This window comes from Rheinheimera sp. (genome assembly GCF_030690345.1).
Taxonomy (GTDB): domain Bacteria; phylum Pseudomonadota; class Gammaproteobacteria; order Enterobacterales; family Alteromonadaceae; genus Alishewanella.
The window spans coordinates 524,896-546,051 of sequence record NZ_JAUYGV010000001.1 but is presented as its reverse complement, the minus strand read 5'-3'; the positions used below and the strand labels follow the sequence as shown (position 1 = coordinate 546,051).

At 51.5% G+C, this 21,156-nt stretch carries 19 protein-coding genes; 11 read left to right on the top strand and 8 right to left on the bottom strand.

What is annotated here, in order from left to right; genetic code table 11:
• Window positions 1-44 precede the first annotated feature (44 nt).
• Window positions 45-653 (top strand): FMN-dependent NADH-azoreductase, encoded by a 609-nt coding sequence (locus tag Q8O77_RS02590; protein WP_305551307.1) that lies wholly within the window; start codon window positions 45-47, stop codon window positions 651-653.
• A gap of 186 nt (window positions 654-839) precedes the next feature.
• Entirely contained in the window at window positions 840-3,344 is a 2,505-nt protein-coding gene (locus Q8O77_RS02585; RefSeq protein WP_305551306.1) for a prolyl oligopeptidase family serine peptidase, read from the top strand.
• A gap of 188 nt (window positions 3,345-3,532) precedes the next feature.
• On the opposite strand, the gene mscL is transcribed toward Q8O77_RS02585, so the two are convergent.
• Window positions 3,533-3,934, bottom strand: a complete 402-nt coding sequence (mscL, locus tag Q8O77_RS02580; protein ID WP_305551305.1) for a large-conductance mechanosensitive channel protein MscL — start codon at window positions 3,932-3,934, stop codon at window positions 3,533-3,535.
• A gap of 142 nt (window positions 3,935-4,076) precedes the next feature.
• The gene (locus Q8O77_RS02575; RefSeq protein ID WP_305551304.1) at window positions 4,077-4,763 is read right to left on the bottom strand and encodes an RluA family pseudouridine synthase; all 687 of its coding nucleotides are present in this window, start codon (window positions 4,761-4,763) and stop codon (window positions 4,077-4,079) included.
• 104 nt (window positions 4,764-4,867) lie between these two features.
• Here Q8O77_RS02575 and Q8O77_RS02570 point away from each other — a divergent pair, with 104 nt between their 5' ends.
• Window positions 4,868-5,542, top strand: coding sequence for an RluA family pseudouridine synthase (locus Q8O77_RS02570; RefSeq protein ID WP_305551303.1), 675 nt, complete (start codon window positions 4,868-4,870; stop codon window positions 5,540-5,542).
• Window positions 5,543-5,582: 40 nt separating this feature from the next.
• Window positions 5,583-7,163, top strand: a complete 1,581-nt coding sequence (locus Q8O77_RS02565) for an L-lactate permease (RefSeq protein ID WP_305551302.1) — start codon at window positions 5,583-5,585, stop codon at window positions 7,161-7,163.
• Here Q8O77_RS02565 and rrtA read toward each other — a convergent pair.
• On the bottom strand, window positions 7,152-7,802 hold the full coding sequence (rrtA, locus tag Q8O77_RS02560; RefSeq protein WP_305551301.1) for a rhombosortase: 651 nt from the start codon (window positions 7,800-7,802) through the stop codon (window positions 7,152-7,154). The genes Q8O77_RS02565 and rrtA overlap by 12 nt on opposite strands.
• A 142-nt stretch (window positions 7,803-7,944) precedes the next feature.
• Here rrtA and ggt point away from each other — a divergent pair, with 142 nt between their 5' ends.
• Together ggt and Q8O77_RS02550 are read left to right on the top strand one after the other, a co-directional pair.
• Entirely contained in the window at window positions 7,945-9,690 is a 1,746-nt protein-coding gene (ggt, locus tag Q8O77_RS02555) for a gamma-glutamyltransferase (protein WP_305551300.1), read from the top strand.
• A gap of 24 nt (window positions 9,691-9,714) precedes the next feature.
• On the top strand, window positions 9,715-10,452 hold the full coding sequence (locus tag Q8O77_RS02550; protein ID WP_305551299.1) for an enoyl-CoA hydratase: 738 nt from the start codon (window positions 9,715-9,717) through the stop codon (window positions 10,450-10,452).
• On the opposite strand, the gene Q8O77_RS02545 is transcribed toward Q8O77_RS02550, so the two are convergent.
• Both Q8O77_RS02545 and cysK read right to left on the bottom strand, forming a co-directional pair.
• On the bottom strand, window positions 10,449-10,892 hold the full coding sequence (locus Q8O77_RS02545) for a hypothetical protein (RefSeq protein WP_305551298.1): 444 nt from the start codon (window positions 10,890-10,892) through the stop codon (window positions 10,449-10,451). The two genes, Q8O77_RS02550 and Q8O77_RS02545, sit on opposite strands and share 4 nt — an antisense overlap.
• A gap of 106 nt (window positions 10,893-10,998) precedes the next feature.
• Window positions 10,999-11,973, bottom strand: coding sequence for a cysteine synthase A (gene cysK, locus Q8O77_RS02540; RefSeq protein WP_305551297.1), 975 nt, complete (start codon window positions 11,971-11,973; stop codon window positions 10,999-11,001).
• A 133-nt stretch (window positions 11,974-12,106) separates the two neighbouring features.
• Here cysK and Q8O77_RS02535 point away from each other — a divergent pair, with 133 nt between their 5' ends.
• The 3 genes from Q8O77_RS02535 to Q8O77_RS02525 all read left to right on the top strand — a co-directional run bounded on the left by Q8O77_RS02535 (window position 12,107) and on the right by Q8O77_RS02525 (window position 15,629).
• The gene (locus Q8O77_RS02535; RefSeq protein ID WP_305551296.1) at window positions 12,107-12,952 is read left to right on the top strand and encodes a MoxR family ATPase; all 846 of its coding nucleotides are present in this window, start codon (window positions 12,107-12,109) and stop codon (window positions 12,950-12,952) included.
• Window positions 12,953-13,137: 185 nt separating this feature from the next.
• A complete protein-coding gene (locus Q8O77_RS02530) occupies window positions 13,138-14,307 on the top strand; it encodes a VWA domain-containing protein (RefSeq protein WP_305551295.1) in 1,170 nt (389 codons plus the stop codon).
• Window positions 14,308-14,390: 83 nt separating this feature from the next.
• Window positions 14,391-15,629 (top strand): EAL and HDOD domain-containing protein, encoded by a 1,239-nt coding sequence (locus Q8O77_RS02525; protein ID WP_305551294.1) that lies wholly within the window; start codon window positions 14,391-14,393, stop codon window positions 15,627-15,629.
• A gap of 71 nt (window positions 15,630-15,700) precedes the next feature.
• Here the strand turns inward: Q8O77_RS02525 and rimO are convergent, their stop codons facing one another.
• A complete protein-coding gene (gene rimO, locus Q8O77_RS02520) occupies window positions 15,701-17,104 on the bottom strand; it encodes a 30S ribosomal protein S12 methylthiotransferase RimO (protein WP_305551293.1) in 1,404 nt (467 codons plus the stop codon).
• Window positions 17,105-17,294: 190 nt separating this feature from the next.
• Here rimO and Q8O77_RS02515 point away from each other — a divergent pair, with 190 nt between their 5' ends.
• Window positions 17,295-18,296 (top strand): NAD(P)-dependent alcohol dehydrogenase, encoded by a 1,002-nt coding sequence (locus Q8O77_RS02515; protein ID WP_305551292.1) that lies wholly within the window; start codon window positions 17,295-17,297, stop codon window positions 18,294-18,296.
• Between the two features lie 60 nt (window positions 18,297-18,356).
• Here the strand turns inward: Q8O77_RS02515 and Q8O77_RS02510 are convergent, their stop codons facing one another.
• Entirely contained in the window at window positions 18,357-18,869 is a 513-nt protein-coding gene (locus Q8O77_RS02510; protein ID WP_305551291.1) for a DUF1993 family protein, read from the bottom strand.
• A 200-nt stretch (window positions 18,870-19,069) separates the two neighbouring features.
• Between Q8O77_RS02510 and Q8O77_RS02505 the strand changes: the two genes are divergently transcribed.
• Window positions 19,070-20,704 carry a response regulator gene (locus Q8O77_RS02505; protein ID WP_305551290.1) on the top strand — a complete coding sequence of 545 codons (1,635 nt, stop codon included), beginning with the start codon at window positions 19,070-19,072 and terminating at the stop codon, window positions 20,702-20,704.
• A 24-nt stretch (window positions 20,705-20,728) separates the two neighbouring features.
• On the opposite strand, the gene Q8O77_RS02500 is transcribed toward Q8O77_RS02505, so the two are convergent.
• Complete coding sequence (locus Q8O77_RS02500; protein ID WP_305551289.1) at window positions 20,729-21,145, bottom strand: BLUF domain-containing protein; 417 nt, start codon at window positions 21,143-21,145, stop codon at window positions 20,729-20,731.
• Between the last annotated feature and the right edge of the window lie 11 nt (window positions 21,146-21,156).

Here is a 21,156-nt window from a genome sequence, read left to right as displayed (position 1 = left end):
AAAAATTACTTTATTATGAGCTAACTGAAAAGCAGGAGATTATGATGAAACAGATTTTAGTAATTAACAGTTCTATAAACGGTGATAAAGGCCACTCAGCTCAGTTAGCGCAGCAATTTATTGCACAGTTACCGCAAGGCGGTTTTAAACTGGATACGCTGGATTTAAACGCCACTCCGGTACCACACCTGGAGATGAGCGAAATTGCCGCCTGGATGACGCCGGCAGAACAGCGCAGCAGCGCTCAGCAACAGCTGGCCGCCATCTCAGACGACATTATTGCCCTTATTAAAGCGGCAGACGTGATTGTTGTCGGCGTGCCAATGTACAACTTTGGCGTACCATCGCAGTTAAAAGCCTTGTTGGACCGCGTTGCCCGTGCCGGTGTGACCTTTAAATATACCGAGCAGGGACCGGTGGGTTTGCTGGACGACAAACCGGTGGTTATTTTTGCTACCCGCGGTGGTGTGTATCAGGGCACCAGCCTGGACAGCCAGACCCCGTTTTTACAGACTTTCTTTAACTTTGTCGGCTTAAAAGATCTGCATTTTGTTTATGCCGAAGGACTAAATATGGGAACTGACGCACAACAGGCGGCGCTTACCGCAGCCAGTGCCCGTTTGGTGCAGATCAGCGCTAACATAGCGGCTTAACTTCTCCACAGCTGTTCGAATACCTGTTATTCACGCTGTTTTTGACCGGCCCGGTTTGGGCCGGTTTTTTTTATGCCGTTTAATCTTATCTGCTCTGCTGTCAGCCGCATTATTGCACTGCTGTGTTGCGTTAAAGCGCCGGGCTTTGTATAACAGGGCGTCTTTTATCATTATAAGAATCTTGCTATGAACATGACCCGCTACTCTGCGCTGGCTGTGGCAATGTGCAGCCTGGTGCTGGCCGGCCCGCTGCAGGCAAAAAAAGCCGAATCGCAAACCTACACTACCACCAGCATCAGTGTTCCTGCTGTGTATCAGGCCGACAATAGTATTCAGCTGACGCTGGAACAAATTATGGCCGACCCCGATTGGTTAGGCCGCCAGCCGGAAAGTGCGCACTGGAGTGCAGACAGCAGCCTGGTGTATTACCAGCGTAAACGCGAGGGCAGTGAGCTGCGTGACTGGTATGTCAAACCTGTTGCAGCAATTAATGCGGGGGCAAACGGCGATACAGCAAACGGCACTGCCGTAGCGCTGGCCAACCTGCATGAAACCGGCAGCGCTCAAGCGGTGTATAACAAAGATCGCAGCTTGCAGGCGTGGGTATTTGAAGGCGATGTATTTGTCCGCGCTGTTAATAACGGTGGCAACGGTGCTGTTACTCAGCTTACCCGCGACAATGCCGTACAAAGTGCGCCGGAGTTTTTGTTGGATGGCCGGCTGGCCTACCGCGAAGGCTGGACCTTTTATGCTCAGGATCTGGCCGGCGGCACGCGTACAGAGCTTGCCAGCCTGAAACTGGCCGATAAACCCAAAGCTCCGGCAATACCTGGCGGTTATCTGGCACAGGAGCAGCAAAAGCTGATTGAATTTGTTGCGTTGCAGCAAAACGCTGCACAGCAGCGGTATCAGGCTAAGCTGCAATTACAACAGCAAAATGCCAGCCTGGCGCCAACCGCGTTTTATTTAGGTAAAGATATGCAGGTGGTAGCTGCCAGTTTGTCGCCTAAAGCCAACTATTTAATGGTAGCGGTACGCAAGGCGACTAAGCGTAACGATAAAGACATTATGCCGAACTATATTACTGCCAACGGTGATATTGCCGCCCAGCCGGTACGGGCGCGGGTAAACGATGTAACGCCGCAGCCACAGCGTATTTTATTGCTAAACCTGCAGGATGGCAGCAGCACAGAGCTGAGTTACACCAGTTTGCCGGGGTACAACGAAGATGTGCTGGCAGAGGTGAAAGCCGAAAATGCCAAAGCGCGCGGCGAAAAGTACAAATCGGCTAAAGTTATCCGCGATATCGGCCTGATGACCGACTGGTACTGGAGCCAAAGTGCTATGCGCTGGCACAGCTCCGGCGACCAGGTGGCGTTGATGTTAAAAGCGCTGGACAATAAAGACCGCTGGATAGCGACGGTAGACTTAGCAAAGAAAACCCTGGTACCGCAGCACCGCTTGCACGACACTGCCTGGGTTAACTATGCCTTTAATGACTACGGCTGGTTAAATAACAGCGACAGCCTTTACTATTTATCAGAAGAGAGCGGTTACTCGCATCTGTATGTTAAACCGGTGAAAGGCAAAGCTAAAAAGCTGACCAGCGGCACTTTTGAAGTAAGCGATCCGGTGCTGAGCAGTGATGATCAGTTTATTTATTTCAAAGCTAACGTAGCACACCCCGGTAACTACGAAGTTTACCGTGCCGTGCTGGCCGACGGTACAACCGAACAGTTGACGCAGTTAGGTGGCCACACCGATTTTACCCTGTCGCCGGATGAGCAAAAGTTACTGTTAAATTTCTCCACTAACTTACTGCCAAATGAGTTGTATCTGGCAGATGCCAAACCGGGTAGCACGATAACGCGGCTTACCGATACCGTTTCAGCGCAGTTTAAACAGTTGCCGTTAGTGGCACCCCAGGTAGTGGCTGTACCATCAAGCCATGGTAAGCAGCCGGTATTTGCCAAGGTATATTACCCGGCTGATTATCAACAGGGCGAAAAACGCCGTGCAGTTATTTTTAACCATGGCGCCGGCTATCTGCAAAACAGCGATTTAGGCTGGTCGGGTTATTTCCGCGAATTTTTGTTCCACAATTTGCTGACGCAGCAAGGCTATGTGGTAATGGATATGGATTACCGCGCCTCTAAAGGTTATGGCCGTGATTGGCGTACCGCCATTTACCGTCGCATGGGCACGCCGGAAATTGAAGATTTAGCCGATGGCGTAGACTGGCTGGTGGCTAATGCTAATGTTGACCGCAACCGTATTGGTACTTACGGTGGCTCGTACGGTGGTTTTATGACCTTTATGGCATTGTTTACCCAACCGGATTTATTCCAGGCCGGCGCTGCGCTGCGGCCGGTAAGTGACTGGGCCTACTACAACCATGCCTACACCTCTAACATTCTGAACACCCCGGCGATTGACCCTATTGCTTATGAACGCAGCTCGCCGATTTACTTTACGCAGGGCCTGAAAAAACCACTGCTGATCAATGCACCTATGGTAGACGACAATGTGTTTTTCCAGGATGTGGTGCGGTTGGTGCAGCGTTTAATTGAGCAGGAAAACAGTAATTTTGAAACGGCAATTTACCCGGTAGAGCCGCATGGCTTTCGTCAGCCCAGCAGCTGGCTGGATGAATACCGGCGGATTTATAAGTTATTTGAGCAGAATTTATAACGCTGTAACTATACGGTCGCAATACCCGCTCTGGCTCGCCGCAGCAACTCGCCCTACTGCCTGCGGCAGGGCTCAGACACTCTGCGCCGACCAGATCGGGTTTCCGACCTCCTTTCCGGGCGCATCGAACAATAAAAAACGTCTCAGCAAGAGACGTTTTTTATCCAACCAACATCACTTAAGCAACGTTACGGCTTTTTCAGCAAATCACGAATTTCGGTCAGTAATTTAATATCTTCCGTTACTTCAGCAATTGCTGCCGGCTTGGCTTCTTCTTTTTTCTTCATCGAGTTCATCGCTTTAACGCCGACAAATACAGCAAAAGCAATAATGATAAAATCAATAATAGTTTGCACAAACATGCCGTACTTGATCACTACCTCGGCCTGAGTTTCTGTTGCTTGCTGAATTACCAGCGCCAGATCGCGAAAGTTAACGCCGCCCAGTAATACGCCAATCGGCGGCATAATAACGTCATTAACAAAGGACGATACAATTTTACCGAAGGCAGCACCAATAATAATACCTACCGCCATATCCACTACATTGCCACGCATGGCAAAAGCCTTAAACTCGTGCAGCATACTCATTGCTAAGCTCCTGTTTTATTATCATTATGCACTGCCGGTTTGCTGATATCGCGCCAGTCAGCAGCTTAAAACACTATAGCTGGCAAAATACAATTTACCATTACCACGGCAGGCAATTTTGTTGCTGGCCCGGGGTATTAACTCAGAGGATCAGTACACCTTGGGCGCTGACAAAATCGCTGTCGGCGTCAAAGCGCAGCCTGCTGCCGTTATACGGTTGGTTCAGCTCCAGGCTGGCAGCATGCAACATCAGCCGCGGCGCGGCGGCTAAGGCCTCTGGCGTGGCATAAAACGCATCGCCCAGAATAGGGTGGCCAAGCTGCAGCATATGCATACGTAACTGGTGCGAGCGGCCGGTAATTGGGATTAATTCTACCAGGGCACGGTCGGCCAGTTGTTGCAGTACTTTATAGTGGGTAATAGCGGCTTTGCCGCCGTTAAAGCAGACTTTTTGTTTTGGCGGGTTATTGCTGTCGGCGATCAGCGGTAAATCGACAGTGCCTTCGGCCGGTACGGGCTTACCCCAGACCAATGCCAGATAACGCTTGCTGACCCGGCGTTCGGCAAATTGCTGCTTCAGCGCCGCTTCGGCTTTGCGTCGCAGCGCCATTACCACTATGCCGGAAGTGGCTAAGTCCAGCCGGTGCACCAATAACGCCTGTGGATATTGCTGCTGCACGCGGCTGAGCAAACAATCGGCCAAATGCGCGCCGCGGCCCGGGTTAGTTAGTAAGCCGGCGGGTTTATTCAGCACAATAAGGTCTTTGTCCTGATACAGGATATCCAGCGGGATGCCGGTGGGCGGGCGATAAATAAAGGCGTCGGTCATGGCATGGTAAACTTAGCAATAAAGTGAGTAGCTTAGCTGAATTTATCCGGCAGACGAAGGGCTTTTACGGCATAATGGCCGGTGTTTATCCAGCGGAGAGCCTTATGAGTAACAGTGTAGAAGAATTGGTAGTATTGCCAGCCAGCAGTGAGCCATACCAGATAGTGTATGAAGATGATGTGCTGCTGGTGGTAAATAAACCGGCCAAACTGTTAACGGTGCCCGGTCGCCATCCGCAAAATCAGGATTGCCTTATCCGCCGTGTACAGCGCGAATTTCCCTTTGCTGAGGTGGTGCACCGCCTGGATTACGACACCTCAGGGTTAGTGGTATTACCGCTGACCAAGCGGGTGTTGTCGGATATCAGTAAGCAGTTTCAGGCCCGTAGCGTGCAAAAGCGCTATGTTGCCGTGGTAAACGGTAAGTTGGACAAAGCCAAAGGCGTGATTGATTTACCGCTGGCCGCCGACGAGCAGCAGCGGCCGTTGTATAAAGTGTGTCAGCAACAAGGTAAGCCGTCGCAAACCCGCTATCAGCTACTCAGTTATAACACGGCGACTAATCAAAGCCGTGTGCAATTGGAGCCGGTAACCGGCCGCTCGCATCAACTGCGGGTACATATGCTGGCACTGGGCCATGCCATGCTGGGCGATACCTTATATGCGCCGGCTGATATCGTAGCAAAAAGCCCGCGCTTACTGCTGCATGCAGAATATATCCGCTTTGTGCACCCGCTGAGTAAAGCGGTACTGGAGTTTAACGCGCTGGCGTCGTTTTAAAACTGCGTTGGTGTAAGTTGCAGCGTTAGCAGGAGCAAGGATGAGCCCATTACAACTGATCACTGCGTTAATGCCGCTGCTCAGCGTGTTTAGCTTATTGGTGCTGCTGCGCTTACCGGCGCGCAGGGCGATGCCGCTTAGCCTGGTGTGTACCGCCTTATTAGCATTCTTTGTCTGGCAGATGCCCTTACTGCAACTTAGCGCAGCTATTGCCGAGGGGCTGGTGATAGCGCTGACTATTCTCTGGATAGTGTTTGGCGCCATTTTACTGCTCAAAGTGCTGCAACAAACCGGCGCCATTGACACTATTAAACAGGGCTTCAGCCGCATCAGCACCGATAAACGGGTGCAACTGATTATTATTGCCTGGTTGTTTGGTAGCTTTTTGGAAGGCGCGGCCGGCTTTGGTACTCCGGCAGCTATTGCGGCGCCATTATTGGTAGCGCTGGGCTTTAGCCCGCTGGCGGCCGTGGTGCTGGCATTAATTGCGGATTCCAGCGCGGTGTCTTTTGGTGCTGTGGGCACACCGGTGTTAGTGGGATTGGCGCAGGGCGTGCCCGGCATCAGCGCGACAGAGCTGCAACAGGTGGCGGTGCTGGCCATCAGCATTGATATTATGGTGGCCTCAGTGCTGCCACTGATTATGTGTGTATTGTATTGCCGTTTTTTCAGCGCTACGCCGGGTTGGCGTGCCGGTTTTGCGATGGGACCCTTTGCGCTGCTAAGCGGCCTGGCGTTTACGCTGCCGGCCTATGGCGTGGCGGTATTGTTGGGGCCGGAGTTTCCCTCGGTGTTGGGGGCGTTAATTGGTTTGGCGTTAGTTTGCACTATGGCAAGGCGCGGCATCTTACTGCCAGCGCCATCTGAACCTGCCGCAGTGTCTGCAGTTACCTCTAACCAGGCAGTGCCCGGCCTGCTGCGGGCCTGGCTGCCTTATATTATCGTGGCGTTATTGTTGGTGCTGAGCAGAGTGCCGCAATTGCCGTTTAAGGCGGCATTGCAAAGTGTCAGTGTCAGTTGGCCGGATATTTTCGGCTCGGCCATTTCGGTTAGCGTTATGCCGTTATATTTGCCGGGCAGTTTATTTATTGTTACAGCGCTTATAGCCATGTTGTTACAGAACGGCAGTGTGCGGCAACTGAAAACCGCCTTGCAACAAAGCAGTACTATGCTGTGGCCATCCTTTATTGCGCTGGCGGCAGCGGTGCCGATGGTGCGGATTTTTCTGCACTCGGATATTAACAATGTCGGGCTGGCGGCAATGCCGCTGGCACTGGCAGAGCAGGCAGCCGTGCATTTGAGTGGTGTCTGGCTGCTGATAGCGCCGTTAGTTGGCGCGCTGGGGTCTTTTATTGCCGGCTCGGCGACCTTTTCTAATTTAATGTTCGGTAGTTTTCAGCAAGCAATGGCGCAGGATGCCGCCCTTGACGGGGGCTTAGTGCTGGCGCTGCAAATGCTCGGCGCTAATGCCGGTAATATGATTTGTGTGGTTAACGTTGTTGCCGCGGCCAGTGTGGTAGGGCTGAACGGCCGCGAAGGCGAGATTATCCGCTATACCCTGGTGCCGATGTTGTATTACTGCCTTGCCGCCAGCCTGGTTGCCTGGCTATTATTTCTTTAACCGCTGTTGCGCTGCAGCGGCCAAGCCAATAACAATGCCGCTTAGCAAGCCATATAAATGCGCATCAATAGCAACGTCGGCGTTAATCAGTGCAGCCAATTCGGCGTCCGGCCCTTGCCATTGCTCCCACAGTACCTTGCCCGCGAGGCCGGCCAGCAGCAACCAGCCACTGAACAGTTTACGCTGAATATCCTGCAGTGCGCCCAGCGTCAGCATGGCGTGTAACAGCCCGGACAGCCCGACATAAATCTGCAGTTGCGGGCTGAATGCATACATTAGCAGGCTGATGGCCAATGCACAGAGCAACCAATAGCACAGCAGTTGACGGTAACTGCAGTAACGGCCGTGCAGCAGCATGGCCAGCAGTAAACCGCCCAGGTTCAGCAGCAAGTGCCAGTAATTTGAATGCAGCAAATGGCCACTGAGTAAGCGCCAGTATTCGCCCTCAGCAATAGCGCCGCGATGGTACTGCAGCAGTTGTTGCCAGCCGGGCGGTAATATTGCCAACAGCACTATTACAGCGCTGAGTAACAGGTAAGGCCAATAGCGGGATGGTAACGGCAAAAAGCTGGGCAAGGTCAAGGTCGTCTGGTTAGGGATCAGGGAGCCTATGCAAAACGATCCGCTGCTTCGGGTCAAGTAAAATCTACACCTGCGCGCTGTACTGCCGGGTTAAACGGCAAAGCGTCAGGCTAAGCAGACCAGTGGCACTGACGCATATTGATCTTACGCGGCTAACCGGGTAGGGTGTGATCACTTCAGTTTTACCAGTGTATTTGCTATGAATGTTGCTCCGTTACTGTATCGCGCTGCTGTTGTGGTGTGTAGTTTCAGCTTTTTTGCGTTATCTGCCCAACAGGAAACCCGTGAGCCGGAAGCGGCAACCGGTATTTATCAGCAACAACTGGTCAGCGCCAAAAGCTATATGGTGGCAGCCGCCCATCCGCTGGCGGCAGAAGCCGGCCGTGCAGTGTTGGCCAAAGGCGGCAGTGCGGTAGATGCAGCTATTGCCACCCAGCTGATGCTGGGCCTGGTCGAGCCGCAAAGCTCCGGTATCGGTGGTGGCGCCTTTATGCTGCACTGGCAAGCCAAACAACAACAGCTTACCACCTTTGATGGCCGCGAAACGGCACCGGCAGCGGCGACGCCGTTGTTATTTACTGAGCAGGGCAAGCCAATGAATTGGCGTGAGGCCTATGTTGGCGGTAAATCGGTTGGCGTGCCCGGGGTGGTCGCTTTGTTAGCAGAGGCGCACCGGCAATATGGTAAGTTGCCCTGGGCTGAGTTGTTTGCTGACACCATCAAGGCTGCGGAACAGGGCTTCCCGGTATCATCGCGCACTGCTAATCAGCTGGCAAAGGGCTGGAACAAAGGCATAACGCAGTTTTATGACAGCAAGCAGTATTTTATGCCCAACGGCCAACCGCTGCTTGAGGGCAGTTTGCTGAAAAACCCCGCTTATGCCACCACGCTGAAGGCTATTGCCAGCCGGGGGCCGGATGCTTTTTATCGCGGTGAGCTGGCCAAAGCTATCAGTGAGCGGGTGCAAACAGCGCCGGTAAATCCTGGCTCGCTTAGTGTTGATGATTTAGCCAATTACAAGGTGCTGCAGCGCGATGCGGTGTGCATGGCGTATCGGGTGTACAAGGTATGCGGTATGGCGCCGCCCAGTTCCGGTGGTATAGCGGTGCTGCAAATATTAGGCATATTACAGCAGTATGATTTAGCTAAAGTAGCGCCGGACAGCGTGCAGGCTACCCATGTGCTGGCGCAAGCGGCAAAGCTGGCGTTTGCTGACCGGGAGCGTTACCTGGCCGATCCGGCTTTTGTCCAGGTGCCGGTAGAGGGCATGTTAGCGCCGGATTACCTGGCGCAGCGGGCGGCTTTAATTACGGCCAATAAAGCCGGTAAGCCGGCACAAGCCGGGATACCTCAAGGTGCGCCGGCGTTACTGTCAGCTAAATCGCCGGAGCTGCCCAATACCAGCCATTTCTCTATTGTTGACAGTGACGGCAATGCGGTAAGCATGACCACCAGCATTGAAAACGTATTTGGCTCCGGCCTGATGGTGGGTGGCTTTTTATTAAATAACCAGCTGACCGATTTTAGCTTAAGCCCTGAAGTTGACGGCCATTTGGTGGCAAACCGGGTGGAAGGCGGCAAACGGCCGCGCTCGTCAATGGCACCAATGATGGTGTTTGATGGCAATAATAAACTGAAACTGATAATAGGCTCGCCCGGCGGCAGCCGCATTATTAACTATGTGGCACAAAGCATCGTAGCGGTGCTGGACTGGCAGTTAGACGTGCAGCAGGCACTGAATTTACCGCGTATTACCCATCGTAACGATTATCTGGCATTGGAAAAAGGCACTGCGCTGGCGCAGCAACAGGCAGTGTTGGAAGATATGGGCTACAAAGTACAACTACAGGATTTAAACAGCGGCCTGCATGCCATCATGGTTACCGCGGACGGCTTACAAGGTGCCGCCGATCCGCGCCGTGAAGGCAGCGTAGCGGGCAAATAATCAGGGATTAATCAGGGAATAAGCATGAGTGATATTGTACTGCAGCGCCATAACAGCGTGCTGCAAATTAGTCTGAACCGGCCGGCGAAGAAAAATGCTTTAAGCCAGCAGATGTACCGCGAACTGACCGCCGCCCTGACGCAGGCGGCAACAGATAGCAGTATTAATGTGGTGTTGCTGCAGGGCAGTGCCGACTGTTTCAGTGCCGGTAATGATTTACAGGATTTTCTTGGCGCCGGTGAATTAAATGCGCAGCACCCGACGGTGCAGTTTTTGTATCAGCTGGCACAATTTCCCAAGCCGTTAGTGGCCGCCGTAGCCGGGTTGGCCATAGGTATCGGCACCACAGCCTTACTGCATTGTGATCTGGTGTACGCCGCCGATAACAGCCGGTTTCAGCTGCCGTTTACAAAACTGGGGTTATGTCCGGAAGCCGGCTCCAGCGTGTTATTGCCCAATGTGGCCGGTTATCAGCGCGCGGCGCAGTATTTATTGCTCGGTGAAGCCTTTGATGCCGGGCAGGCGCAGCAAATGGGGCTGGTGAATCAGGTAGTAAGCTCTGGTGAGGTTGTGGCCTTAGCGCTGGAAAAAGCCACTGCGCTGGCGGCCTTACCGGCAGATGCGGTACAAAGCAGCAAGGCGCTGCTCAAGCCGCAGCAGAGCCTGACCTTGCAAACTATTGCCAATGAGTTAGTTGAATTTCAGCGTTTGTTAAACGGGACTGAGTGTCAGCAGCGTATAGCGGCGTTCTTTCAGCGCTAACGGGCGCTGCTGGCAAACTTATCTACTTTAACGGCCTGCACGACCCAGCGGCCGTTATCTTTGATCATCTCAACCACGCGCAATTCGTCAACCTGTTTACCGTCGTGCGGGCCGGTAAGTAGCAGTGTAATATCGGCGCGATTATCATATTGCTCGCGTAAATTGCCGCCACTGCGGTTTACGCGAATATCCACCTGTTCAAATGACATATTCATTAAGGTGCGGCCAACCTGGCGCACAGTGCCATAAGATTCCATTAAATCGGCGTAGTCTTTGGTGCACAGTTGTTTGGCTTTATTCAGATCTTTCTCGTTGTACAGCGCATGAAAAAACTCGGTTGCTATGTACTCCGGTGTACCCCACTGGGCATTCACTTTGGGGCTATCGTCGCCGCAAGCAGCCAACAACAGGAACAGCGGTAGCAGAAAATAGAACTTCATCGGTACAATCCGGTTGGTAAATATGCTCCTCAGTGTGGAACCTTTTGCCCGTGCTGTAAAGTAAAAGGGCTGCAAAAGCAGCCCTTTATTATATCTAAGCGCTTGATTAAGGCTGTAATTCCTGTTCGGTAAACACTTCAGCAAATAACGGGCTGGTTAAATAACGCTCGGCGGCGCTGGCCAGAATGACCACGATATTTTTACCGGCGTTTTCCGGTTTTGCTGCCAAACGCTGCGCGGCCACCAGGGCTGCACCGGAGGAAATACCGGCCAGAATACCTTCTTCGCGCATTAAGCGATGCGCACCGGCAATGGCTTCGTCGCTGGTAACGCGCTCAACGTCATCCACCAGAGCTAAATCCAGGTTGCCCGGAATAAAGCCGGCACCAATACCCTGAATTTTATGCGGGCCGGGTTTTAACTCTTCACCGGCTTTGGCCTGAGTGATCACCGGCGATTCTGCCGGCTCTACGGCTACGCTTAACAGTGGCAGCTTTTTCTCGTGTTTCAGGTAGCGGCTTACACCGGTAATAGTACCGCCGGTGCCAACACCAGCAATGAAAATATCGACCTTACCGTCTAAGTCATTAAAAATTTCCGGTCCGGTGGTATCAAAGTGAATTTGCGGGTTAGCCGGGTTTTCAAACTGGCCTAAAATTAAATATTTATCCGGGTCAGATGCCTGAATTTCTTTGGCTTTTTCAATGGCGCCTTTCATGCCCTTAGGGCCTTCGGTCAGCACTAAATTGGCGCCTAACGCTTTTAGCAGCTTGCGTCGCTCTAAGCTCATGGTGGCCGGCATGGTTAAGGTGAGTTTGTAGCCGCGGCTGGCCGCCACAAACGCTAAGGCAATACCGGTGTTGCCGGAGGTAGGCTCGACAATTTCTTTATCAGCCGTTAAGGTACCTTTTTTCTCGGCATCCCAAATCAATGCAGCGCCCAGGCGGCATTTTACGCTGAAGCTGGGGTTGCGTGCTTCAATTTTGGCGTAGACATTAGCACCGCCTTCAATAGTCCGGTTTAATTTGACCAGCGGGGTGCGGCCGATAGACAATGAGTTGTCTGCATAGACGTTTGCCATAAAAAAACTCCGTTTACGATAAATTGGTTATAAGAATACGCCAGCGTGGCAAAAATTACAGTAGCTTTTGGCTATAAGATATTACGTTTCACCACAAGCCTGACGGGCTTTAAAATAACAGTAGAGGGTAGTAATGGCTTTTGTAAGCACCGACAACTATATAGTGTCTGACGAGCTGGCATTAGCGGTAAATGCCGCAGTAACGCTGGAAAAACCGCTGCTGATAAAAGGCGAGCCGGGTACCGGTAAAACGCGGCTGGCAGAGGAGCTGGCGGCAAGCCTCGGTACAGAGCTTATTCAGTGGCATGTTAAATCTACCACCAAGGCACAGCACGGCCTGTACGAGTACGATGCGGTGTCGCGCTTGCGTGACAGCCAGTTGGGCAGCGACAAGGTGCACGATATTAATAACTATATTCGCCCCGGCAAACTGTGGCAGGCCTTTACCGCCGCTAAACGCCCCGTGCTGCTGATTGATGAAATAGACAAAGCCGATATTGAATTCCCCAACGACTTACTGCACGAGTTGGACCGGATGGCGTTTTACGTGCACGAAACCGGCGAGCAAATAAGCGCGGTTGAGCGGCCGATAGTGATCATCACCTCAAATAACGAGAAAGAGCTGCCGGATGCGTTTTTGCGCCGCTGCTTTTTTCACTATATCCGCTTTCCGGATGCCGATACCTTGCGCGCTATTGTCGCTGTGCATTTCCCGCAGATCCAACAGCAGCTGTTAAGCACAGCGCTGGAGGTGTTTTTTGAACTGCGCGAGCTGCCCGGGTTAAAGAAAAAGCCATCCACGTCAGAGCTGCTCGACTGGTTAAAGTTATTGCTGGCCGAAGATATTCCGGCAGAAGTACTAACCGATAAACAGCAAAAAGGCGGTTTAATGCCGATGTTTGGCGCGCTGCTGAAAAACGAGCAGGATGTGGCTCTGGTAGAGAAACTGGCGTTTTTGGCAAAAAGGCAGGGACGCTAGAGGATGTTTGTGTCAGGAGTTTTATTCGCCGTGGTCGACTATGGCAATCATGCCAGCGAAGGATCAGAACCTTGTTTCGGTCGGCGCAGAGTGTCTGAGCGAGGGCGCCAGCCCGAACGAGTTGCTGCGACGAGCCGGGGCAAGTGTTGTGAGCCGCAGCGGGAACAATACTGCGGAACCTGCACATGCTAATCGACTTCTTTTTTACGCTGCGCAAATACGGCTTAAAAACCAGCATTACCGAACTGCTGGATTTACTTAATGCGTTAAAACAACAGGTGATCTTTGCCGACACCGAAGCCTTTTATCAACTGTCCAGGCTGTGTTTGGTAAAAGATGAAACCCAGTACGATAAATTCGACCGCGCCTTTGCTGATTACTTTGAGGGTGTCGCCGAAGTGGACATAGCCGCCGGCATATCGCCCGAGTGGTTAGTGCCGGACGTGCTGCGTAAACTCAGCGAGGAAGATAAAGCCAAACTGCAGGCTTTAGGTGGGCTGGACAAACTGCTGCAAACGTTGCGCGAGCGCTTGGCTGAACAGCAGAAAAAACACAGCGGCGGCAATAAATGGATTGGTACCGGTGGTACCTCACCCTTTGGCGCTTATGGTTATAACCCGGAAGGTGTGCGCATAGGCCAGCAGGGCAGTGGCGCGCGTCGCGCAGTAAAGGTTTGGGATAAGCGCGAGTTTAAAGATCTGGACACCGATAGCGAGCTTAATAACCGCAGCATTAAACTGGCACTGAAACAGCTGCGTAAATTTGCCCGCAGTGGCGCAGAGATCGAGCTGGATTTACACGGCACTATTCAGGCTACTTCGGAGCAAGCCGGTTGGCTGGATTTACGCTTTATGCGCGAGCGGCACAATGCCATTAAACTGCTGGTGTTTTTTGATGTCGGCGGTTCAATGGATGACCATATAGAGCAATGCCAGAAACTGTTTGCTGCGGTGAAAAGTGAATTTAAGCATTTGGAATTTTTCTACTTTCATAACTGTGTGTATGAAGGTGTATGGCGTGATAATAAGCGCCGCTATACCGAACAGGTAAAGGTAGACGATATTATTCATACCTATGCCAGCGACTACAAACTGATTTTTGTCGGCGATGCCACTATGGGGCCTTACGAGATAGACTACCCGGGCGGCAGTGTCGAGCATTACAACGAGCTGCCGGGCAAGGTATGGCTGCAACGGTTGTTAACGCAATATCCCAAAGCGGTGTGGCTCAATCCGCAGCCGCCGCAGTGGTGGGAGCACTATTATTCGATTGATATTATTGAGCAGTTGATGCAAAAGCGCATGTATGCCCTGACACTGGAAGGCTTGGGGCAGGCAATAAAAACATTGTTGTAATATCGGCGTGCTGCTGGACAGCACGCCGGCCCGGTCTTATATTGGCCGCGTTTCGCCAAACTGTATTGTTGTAAGGACAGGATTTGACCCGCCAAACCATCGACACCGACAAAACTACGGACATACAGCAGTTGTATGCTGCCCAACCTATTTTCGACCGTAAGCAAAAGCGCTATGCCATTGCCTTGCTTAACCGCAGTGGTGCCGGTGTCAGTACTTTGCTGCTTAGTGATGCCGGGCTCTGCGACGCTCAGTTGCAGCAGTTATGTGCTGATATCAGCGCGCAAAGTGCGGTATATAAGGCGCCGTTGTTTGTTGCGCTGGCCGCTGATTTTGTCTTATCAGGCCGTGCTCTGCCGCTGGCACCGGACACTGTTGTGCTGGAGCCGGTAATTCCGCCGCAGCCGGATGCAACTTATATTGGCGCACTAAAGACATTAAAAAAGCAGGGCTTTCGGCTGGCATTGCATGATATTGCACTGACAGAGGCCGCTGCGCAGCAGTTGTTGCCGTTGGCTGATATTGTCCGGCTGAATGTGCTAAACAGCAACCTGGCCGATACAGAGCGCTATAAAGCCCAATTTGGCCGCCCCGGCTTGTTGTGGTTGGCCGAGCCGGTAGAAACGGACGAGCAGTTCGCGATTTTTAAAGCGCTGGGCTGTGATTTATTTCAGGGCTATTTTTTAACCAAATCGCTGCTGGTGGCCGGCAAAAAAATGGAACCCAGTGCACTTAAAGTAGCAGAGATCATCAGTTGTTTGTTTGCTGCCGAGCCTGATATTGCTCAGTTGTCGGCACTGCTGAAAAACGAGCCAAACATTGTCATGGGCTTGCTGAAAATTGCCAACAGCCCGCTGTACCGCAGAACGCGTGCAGTGAGTTCTGTTAAAGAAACCGTTACCCGGCTTGGCCTGGAGCTAACCCGCAAATGGCTGCTGATGTGCGCAGTGCTCAGCGGCACTTCACCTGCGGCAGCAATAACGGTATTAACCCGGGCCTATACCGCACAGCATATCGCGCAGCAGTGGCAACTCAGTGCCGTGCAGTGCCAGCAGTACTTTTTGGCGGCGTTGATCTCCGGCACAGATCTGCTGTTTGATATCCCGTCAGAGCTGTTTTTACGCCATGTTAATCTGCATAAAGATATAAAAGCTGCGATTAAAGGTAACCGCGGCCGCATGGCAGGGGCGCTGGCAATAGTGCGCAGTATAGAGCGGGGCTATGCGCTGAAGCTGGCAGCCAGTGACGCTGAGCTGCCCTATATAGCGCTGTATAACCAGCAGTTATCTGACGTGCAGCAGCGCTTGCTGACACTGGAGTAGTTGCTGGCACAGAATATGAAAAAGGCAGCTGAAGCCGCCTTTTTCATTTCGCTACAAGGTTATTACAGCCGTTATTCTGCAACTGAGGCCCAAAGGTCATATTCATCGGCTTCTTCTACCACGGCCTCGATAATATCGCCCGGTTTTACGCTGGTTAAGCCGTTCAGGTAAACGGCACCGTCAATTTCCGGCGCGTCGGCATAGCTTCGGCCAATAGCACCTTCGTCGTCAACTTCGTCGATCAGCACCTTAATGGTTGTACCAATTTTTGCCTGTAGCCGTGCGCTGCTTATCGCTTGCTGGGTTTGCATAAAGCGGTGGTAACGCTCCTCCATTACTTCTTCTGCTACCGGGTCTGGCAAGTCGTTCGCTTTGGCGCCTTCTACCGGGCTGTATTTAAAACAGCCGACACGGTCCAGCTGGGCTTCTTGTAACCAGTCAAGCAGCATTTGGAAGTCTTCCTCGGTTTCACCCGGGAAGCCAACAATAAAGGTAGAGCGGATGGTTAACTCAGGGCAAATCTCACGCCATTTTTTAATCCGCTCTAATACGCGGTCGGCCTGGCCAGGGCGTTTCATCAGCTTTAAAATCCTCGGGCTGGCGTGTTGAAACGGGATATCTAAGTACGGTAGTACTTTGCCCTGCGCCATCAGCGGAATAATGTCATCCACATGCGGGTAAGGGTATACATAGTGCAAGCGCACCCAAATACCCATCTCGCCTAAGGCTTCACACAGTGATTGCATTGAGGTTTTTACCGGTGAACCGTTCCAAAAACCGGTGCGGTGTTTTACGTCAACGCCATAGGCGCTGGTGTCTTGCGAAATAATCAGCAGCTCTTTAACGCCGGCATTTTTCAGGCGCTGGGCTTCATCCAGCACTTCACCTACCGGCCGGCTGACTAAGTCGCCGCGCATCGACGGAATAATGCAGAAGGTACAACGATGGTTACAGCCTTCAGAAATTTTTAAATAAGCATAATGCTTCGGCGTTAGCTTAACGCCATGGTCCGGTACCAGCATGGTAAATGGATCGTACTTTGGCTTAGGTACAAATTCATGCACCTGCTTTAATACGTTTTCATAGCTGTGTGGGCCGGTAATGCCCAAGACATTCGGGTGTACCTGGCGGATTTCATCTTCGCGCGCGCCCAAACAGCCGGTCACAATCACTTTGCCGTTTTCGGCCAGGGCTTCGCCAATGGTATCTAATGACTCTTGCACCGCAGAGTCGATAAAACCACAGGTGTTAACAATAACCAGCTGCGCATCGTCATAGCTTGGCACTATGTTATAACCCTCGCTTTTCAGCTGGGTAAGAATGCGCTCTGAGTCGACGAGGTTTTTCGGGCAGCCCAATGACACAAAACCTATGGTGTTACCTTTACCGGCACCGGCTTTAGCCTGCTCTGCTAAGGCTTTGGCAGGAGTGTCCAGAGTGGTGGTTTGTGTCGGGTCAAAGGTTTGTACTGTCATAGTGTCTCTTAAAGTTGGCCGTGCCGGAAAAAAGTCGGCGGATTATACCTGAAAGCTGCGCAAGAAACAGGTGTTGCTGTACAAATAGTGAGCGCCTTGCGGTTATTTCCGGGCAGGCGCACAGATCTGGTCAATACTGTTAGCTGTATAGCTACACAAAGTGCTACACCGTAACCTTGCAGGAGAGAATATGATTAACGCTTACGCCGCACCGGAAGCTAATGCCAAGCTGGTGCCTTGGCAATATGAGCCCGGGGCACTTGGCCGCGATGACGTGGAAATAGACGTCGATTACTGCGGCATTTGCCACTCAGATGTGTCAATGTTAAATAATGAATGGGGTATGTCGGCTTACCCACTGGTAGCCGGCCACGAAGTGGTAGGCCGTATCAGTGCGGTGGGCTCTGCTGTCAGCCATCTTAAAGCCGGTCAGGTGGTGGGTTTGGGCTGGCATTCAGATTACTGCAAAGTGTGCAGTAGCTGCGGCAGCGGCGACCATAACCTGTGCAATAAGGCGCAAGGTACCATAGTGGGCCGCCATGGTGGCTTCGCCGACAAAGTAAGGGCTAATGCGGCCAGCGTTGTGCCATTGCCGGATGGCATGGATGCGAAAACAGCCGGGCCGCTGTTCTGCGGCGGTATTACTGTATTTAACCCGCTGGTGCAGTTTGATATAAAACCAACCGATAAAGTGGCAGTAATCGGTATTGGTGGCCTTGGCCATATTGCGCTGCAGTTTCTACGCGCCTGGGGCTGTGAAGTGACCGCTTTTACTTCAAGCGACAGTAAAGCCGCAGAAGCACAAGAGCTGGGTGCGCATCAGTGCATTAATTCACGCAGCAGTACCGAAATTGAGCAGGCGGCAGGGCGCTTTGACTTTATTATTTCTACTGTCAATGTGGCGCTGGATTGGAATTTGTACCTGTCGACATTAAAGCCCAAAGGCCGGTTGCACTTTGTTGGCGCCACGCTGGAGCCGCTAAATATCGGCGTATTTGGCCTGATTATGGCGCAGCGCTCTGTGTCTGGCTCACCGGTTGGCAGCCCGGCTACCATTGCCAAAATGCTGGAGTTTGCCGTGCAACACAATATTAAACCGGTAGTGGAAATGTTTAAGTTTGCGCAAATAAACGAGGCACTGGCGCATTTAAAAAGTGGTAAAGCACGTTACCGTATCGTGTTAGAACGCTAACACGGTTGACACCTGAAACAACAACGCCGGGTTATTTGCCCGGCGCTTTTATGTTAGGCGTTAAGATTTATAAGGCATGGCACCAAGATAATCTTTTTTACCGACCTCAACACCATTGTGGCGCAAAATGGCGTAAGCGGTAGTGATATGGAAGTAGATATTCGGCAGTACATGCTGCATTAAAAACTCTTCACCGGTTACATATTTACCTTCCCAGCGCGGTTGGCTGATTTTCTGCGTGGCGGCGTTGGCAAAATCAGCTTCGCTGAACGTTGCCAGATAAGCCTGAGTGTCGCTGATACGTTGTTTTAACTCTGCCAGGGTGGTTTCGTCATCGGCATGTTTTGGCGCGCTATCTACCGTGTTGCTTAGCCTTGCTGCACCGAGCTTGGCGGTATCACAGGCAATCTGCACCTGGCGGGTCAGATTAAACTGGTCCGGTGCCAGCCTGGAGTTTAACAGTACCGCCATCTCTACTTTTTTGCTGTCGGCAAAGGCGGCACCTTTATCCAGGATATGCTGTAAGTTTTGTAGCATTTTGCTCATTTGTACGATGCTGAGTTGATAAAACATGGTGTGGCCCTCTGGCTCGGTTGATAAAACGTCTGGTTGCTGAGTTTGGGGTGATTGCCGTGGCTGACAATGGGGGCAGCGGATTATATTTTCGCGATGTTGCTTTTATCGCAGCTTGCTAATATAACTGATATTAACCTTAGTGCGTTTACAGCCGTTGTCGCAGGGATGCAAAATATGTTGATGGAACAAGTACGCTGATGGAACAAGAAGAACTCACCGCTTATGATAAGTTAAATGTACTGATCATTGATGATCAGGTACTGGTACAAAACGTCATTAAATCGGCGTTACTTGAATTGGGCATTGTGAATATTAAATATGCCGAGAACTCTTATTATGCCCTGCGTTTATGTGAACAAACCCTGTTTCATGTGGTGATCTGCGCCTTTAATGTCAAAAGTGATAAAGACGGCTTTCATTTACTCGAAGAGCTGAAGTTTAAGCGGTATGTCACTAAATGCACGGTACTGATTTTCCTCAGTGCGGAAACCAGTGAAGATTTGGTCAACAGCATAGTTGAGCTGCAGCCGGATGATTTCTGGGTTAAACCGTTAAACAGTAAGCATGTGCAAACGCGACTGCCTTTGACATTGGAAGTAAAGCGCACCTTGTTTAACGTATATCAGGCGATTGACCGCCAGGATTATAGCAAGGCGGTGTATTTTGCCGAACGGCATTTGCTTAATCCGGCGCTGAGTAAATACCATCTGCAGATGAAACGGTTAAAAGGCGAATGCCTGCTGAATTTACGCGAGTTTGCCGACGCTGCTGTGTATTACGATACCTTACTGCAAAATCATAAGCTGTCATGGGCTTATCTGGGTTATATCAAAGCCTTGTTGCAACAAGATAAGCTGGCAGAAATTCAGACGCTGTTGCAGCAACTTACCGACAAAACCGACACGCGGTTTGCCACTTACGATATGCTGGCGCATTACTACATAGGTAAGCAAGACTATGAACAGGCCTATGAAGAAATTAAAAAGGCCACGCGACTGGCACCGCGTAACATTGAGCGTAACAAACGCCTGCTGGATTTAGCGCGGTTAAATCATGACCATATCGGCCAGTATCAGGCCACTATTGCTATGGCCAAACATGCGAAAAACTCGATTCATGACTCGCCCTTGCTGCGGCTTAATGTGGTCCGTGCCGGCATTGATTATGCTACTACGCTGGAAAAAGCCGATGCGGTAAAAGTGCTGAGCCAGTCTGATTTGCTGCTAACCGAGTTGGAAAAACAGCTGCCGTTAGCCGCGCAATTAAAAGATCAACTGTTGGTGGTGCGGGCCAGGTTACATACGGCCAGGGAAGAGCGCAGCAAAGCAGAGGGTATTGTTGATAATCAGGTTAGCTTGCGGCCGGGCACCTCGGTAGAAGATAACCTGGATAAAGTGAAAGCCCTGCACGAGCTGGGCCGGCGTGAAGATGCGGTATCGCTGCTGGATGCGATTAAACGGCAAATCAGCGGCACCGGCCTGACCAATCAGGTAGTGGGAAAATACATTGAACAGGAAGCCGCTGAGCGCAGTGCAGTGCACTTTACGCCGCAGCAGTTAAATCGGATGGCGGTGGAGTTTTTTAAACGCAATAAATTTCATGCGGCGCTGAATTCGTTAGAGCAGGCGTTCTCATTAACGCCGAATAATATGAGTGTGGCATTAAATATTTTAAAAGTGCTGGTGGCATTGCGTGGCCAGGAGGCGCTGGATGAAGGCCATATTGCGCTGGCAAAAAGCCTGCAGCAACAACTGCAACACGCTGACCTGGATGCTGAACAGCAGGAAAAATTCGCTGAGTATCAACAACAGTTACAGGCAACATTAGGCTGAAGTAAGCGGTTTTAACAGCCGTTGTTATAAGGCACTGAATAACAAATTGATGGCGTCGGCTTGTTGGTCTGAGAAATGTTCGCGCTGGCCGTACATATTAATAATGGCCAACAGATCGCTATGCTCAGCTTGATCCAGGCTGTGTTTTAGCCCCATATGCCAGTTTGGGAACTGACGCTGTGTGGTATTGCGGCTGAAAATCAGTCGCACATTTGTATGGCGGCTATCCTGGCGGATGCGCTGATAGGTTTGCTCTACCTGCTGTGGTTCACCTTCCAGTAATTGCATAAAATGCTTGTCGGTGGTCAGCAATACCCCGGTGACGTTATTTAACGCATTATTACGCTTTGCCTGCTGATGAATACCGGCCACTGCGGCAGGGGTTATCCCGCTTTGGCAGTCGCTGATGTAAGCCAGTTGCATCAATGCGCTTTGCGTCATATCAAATCCTG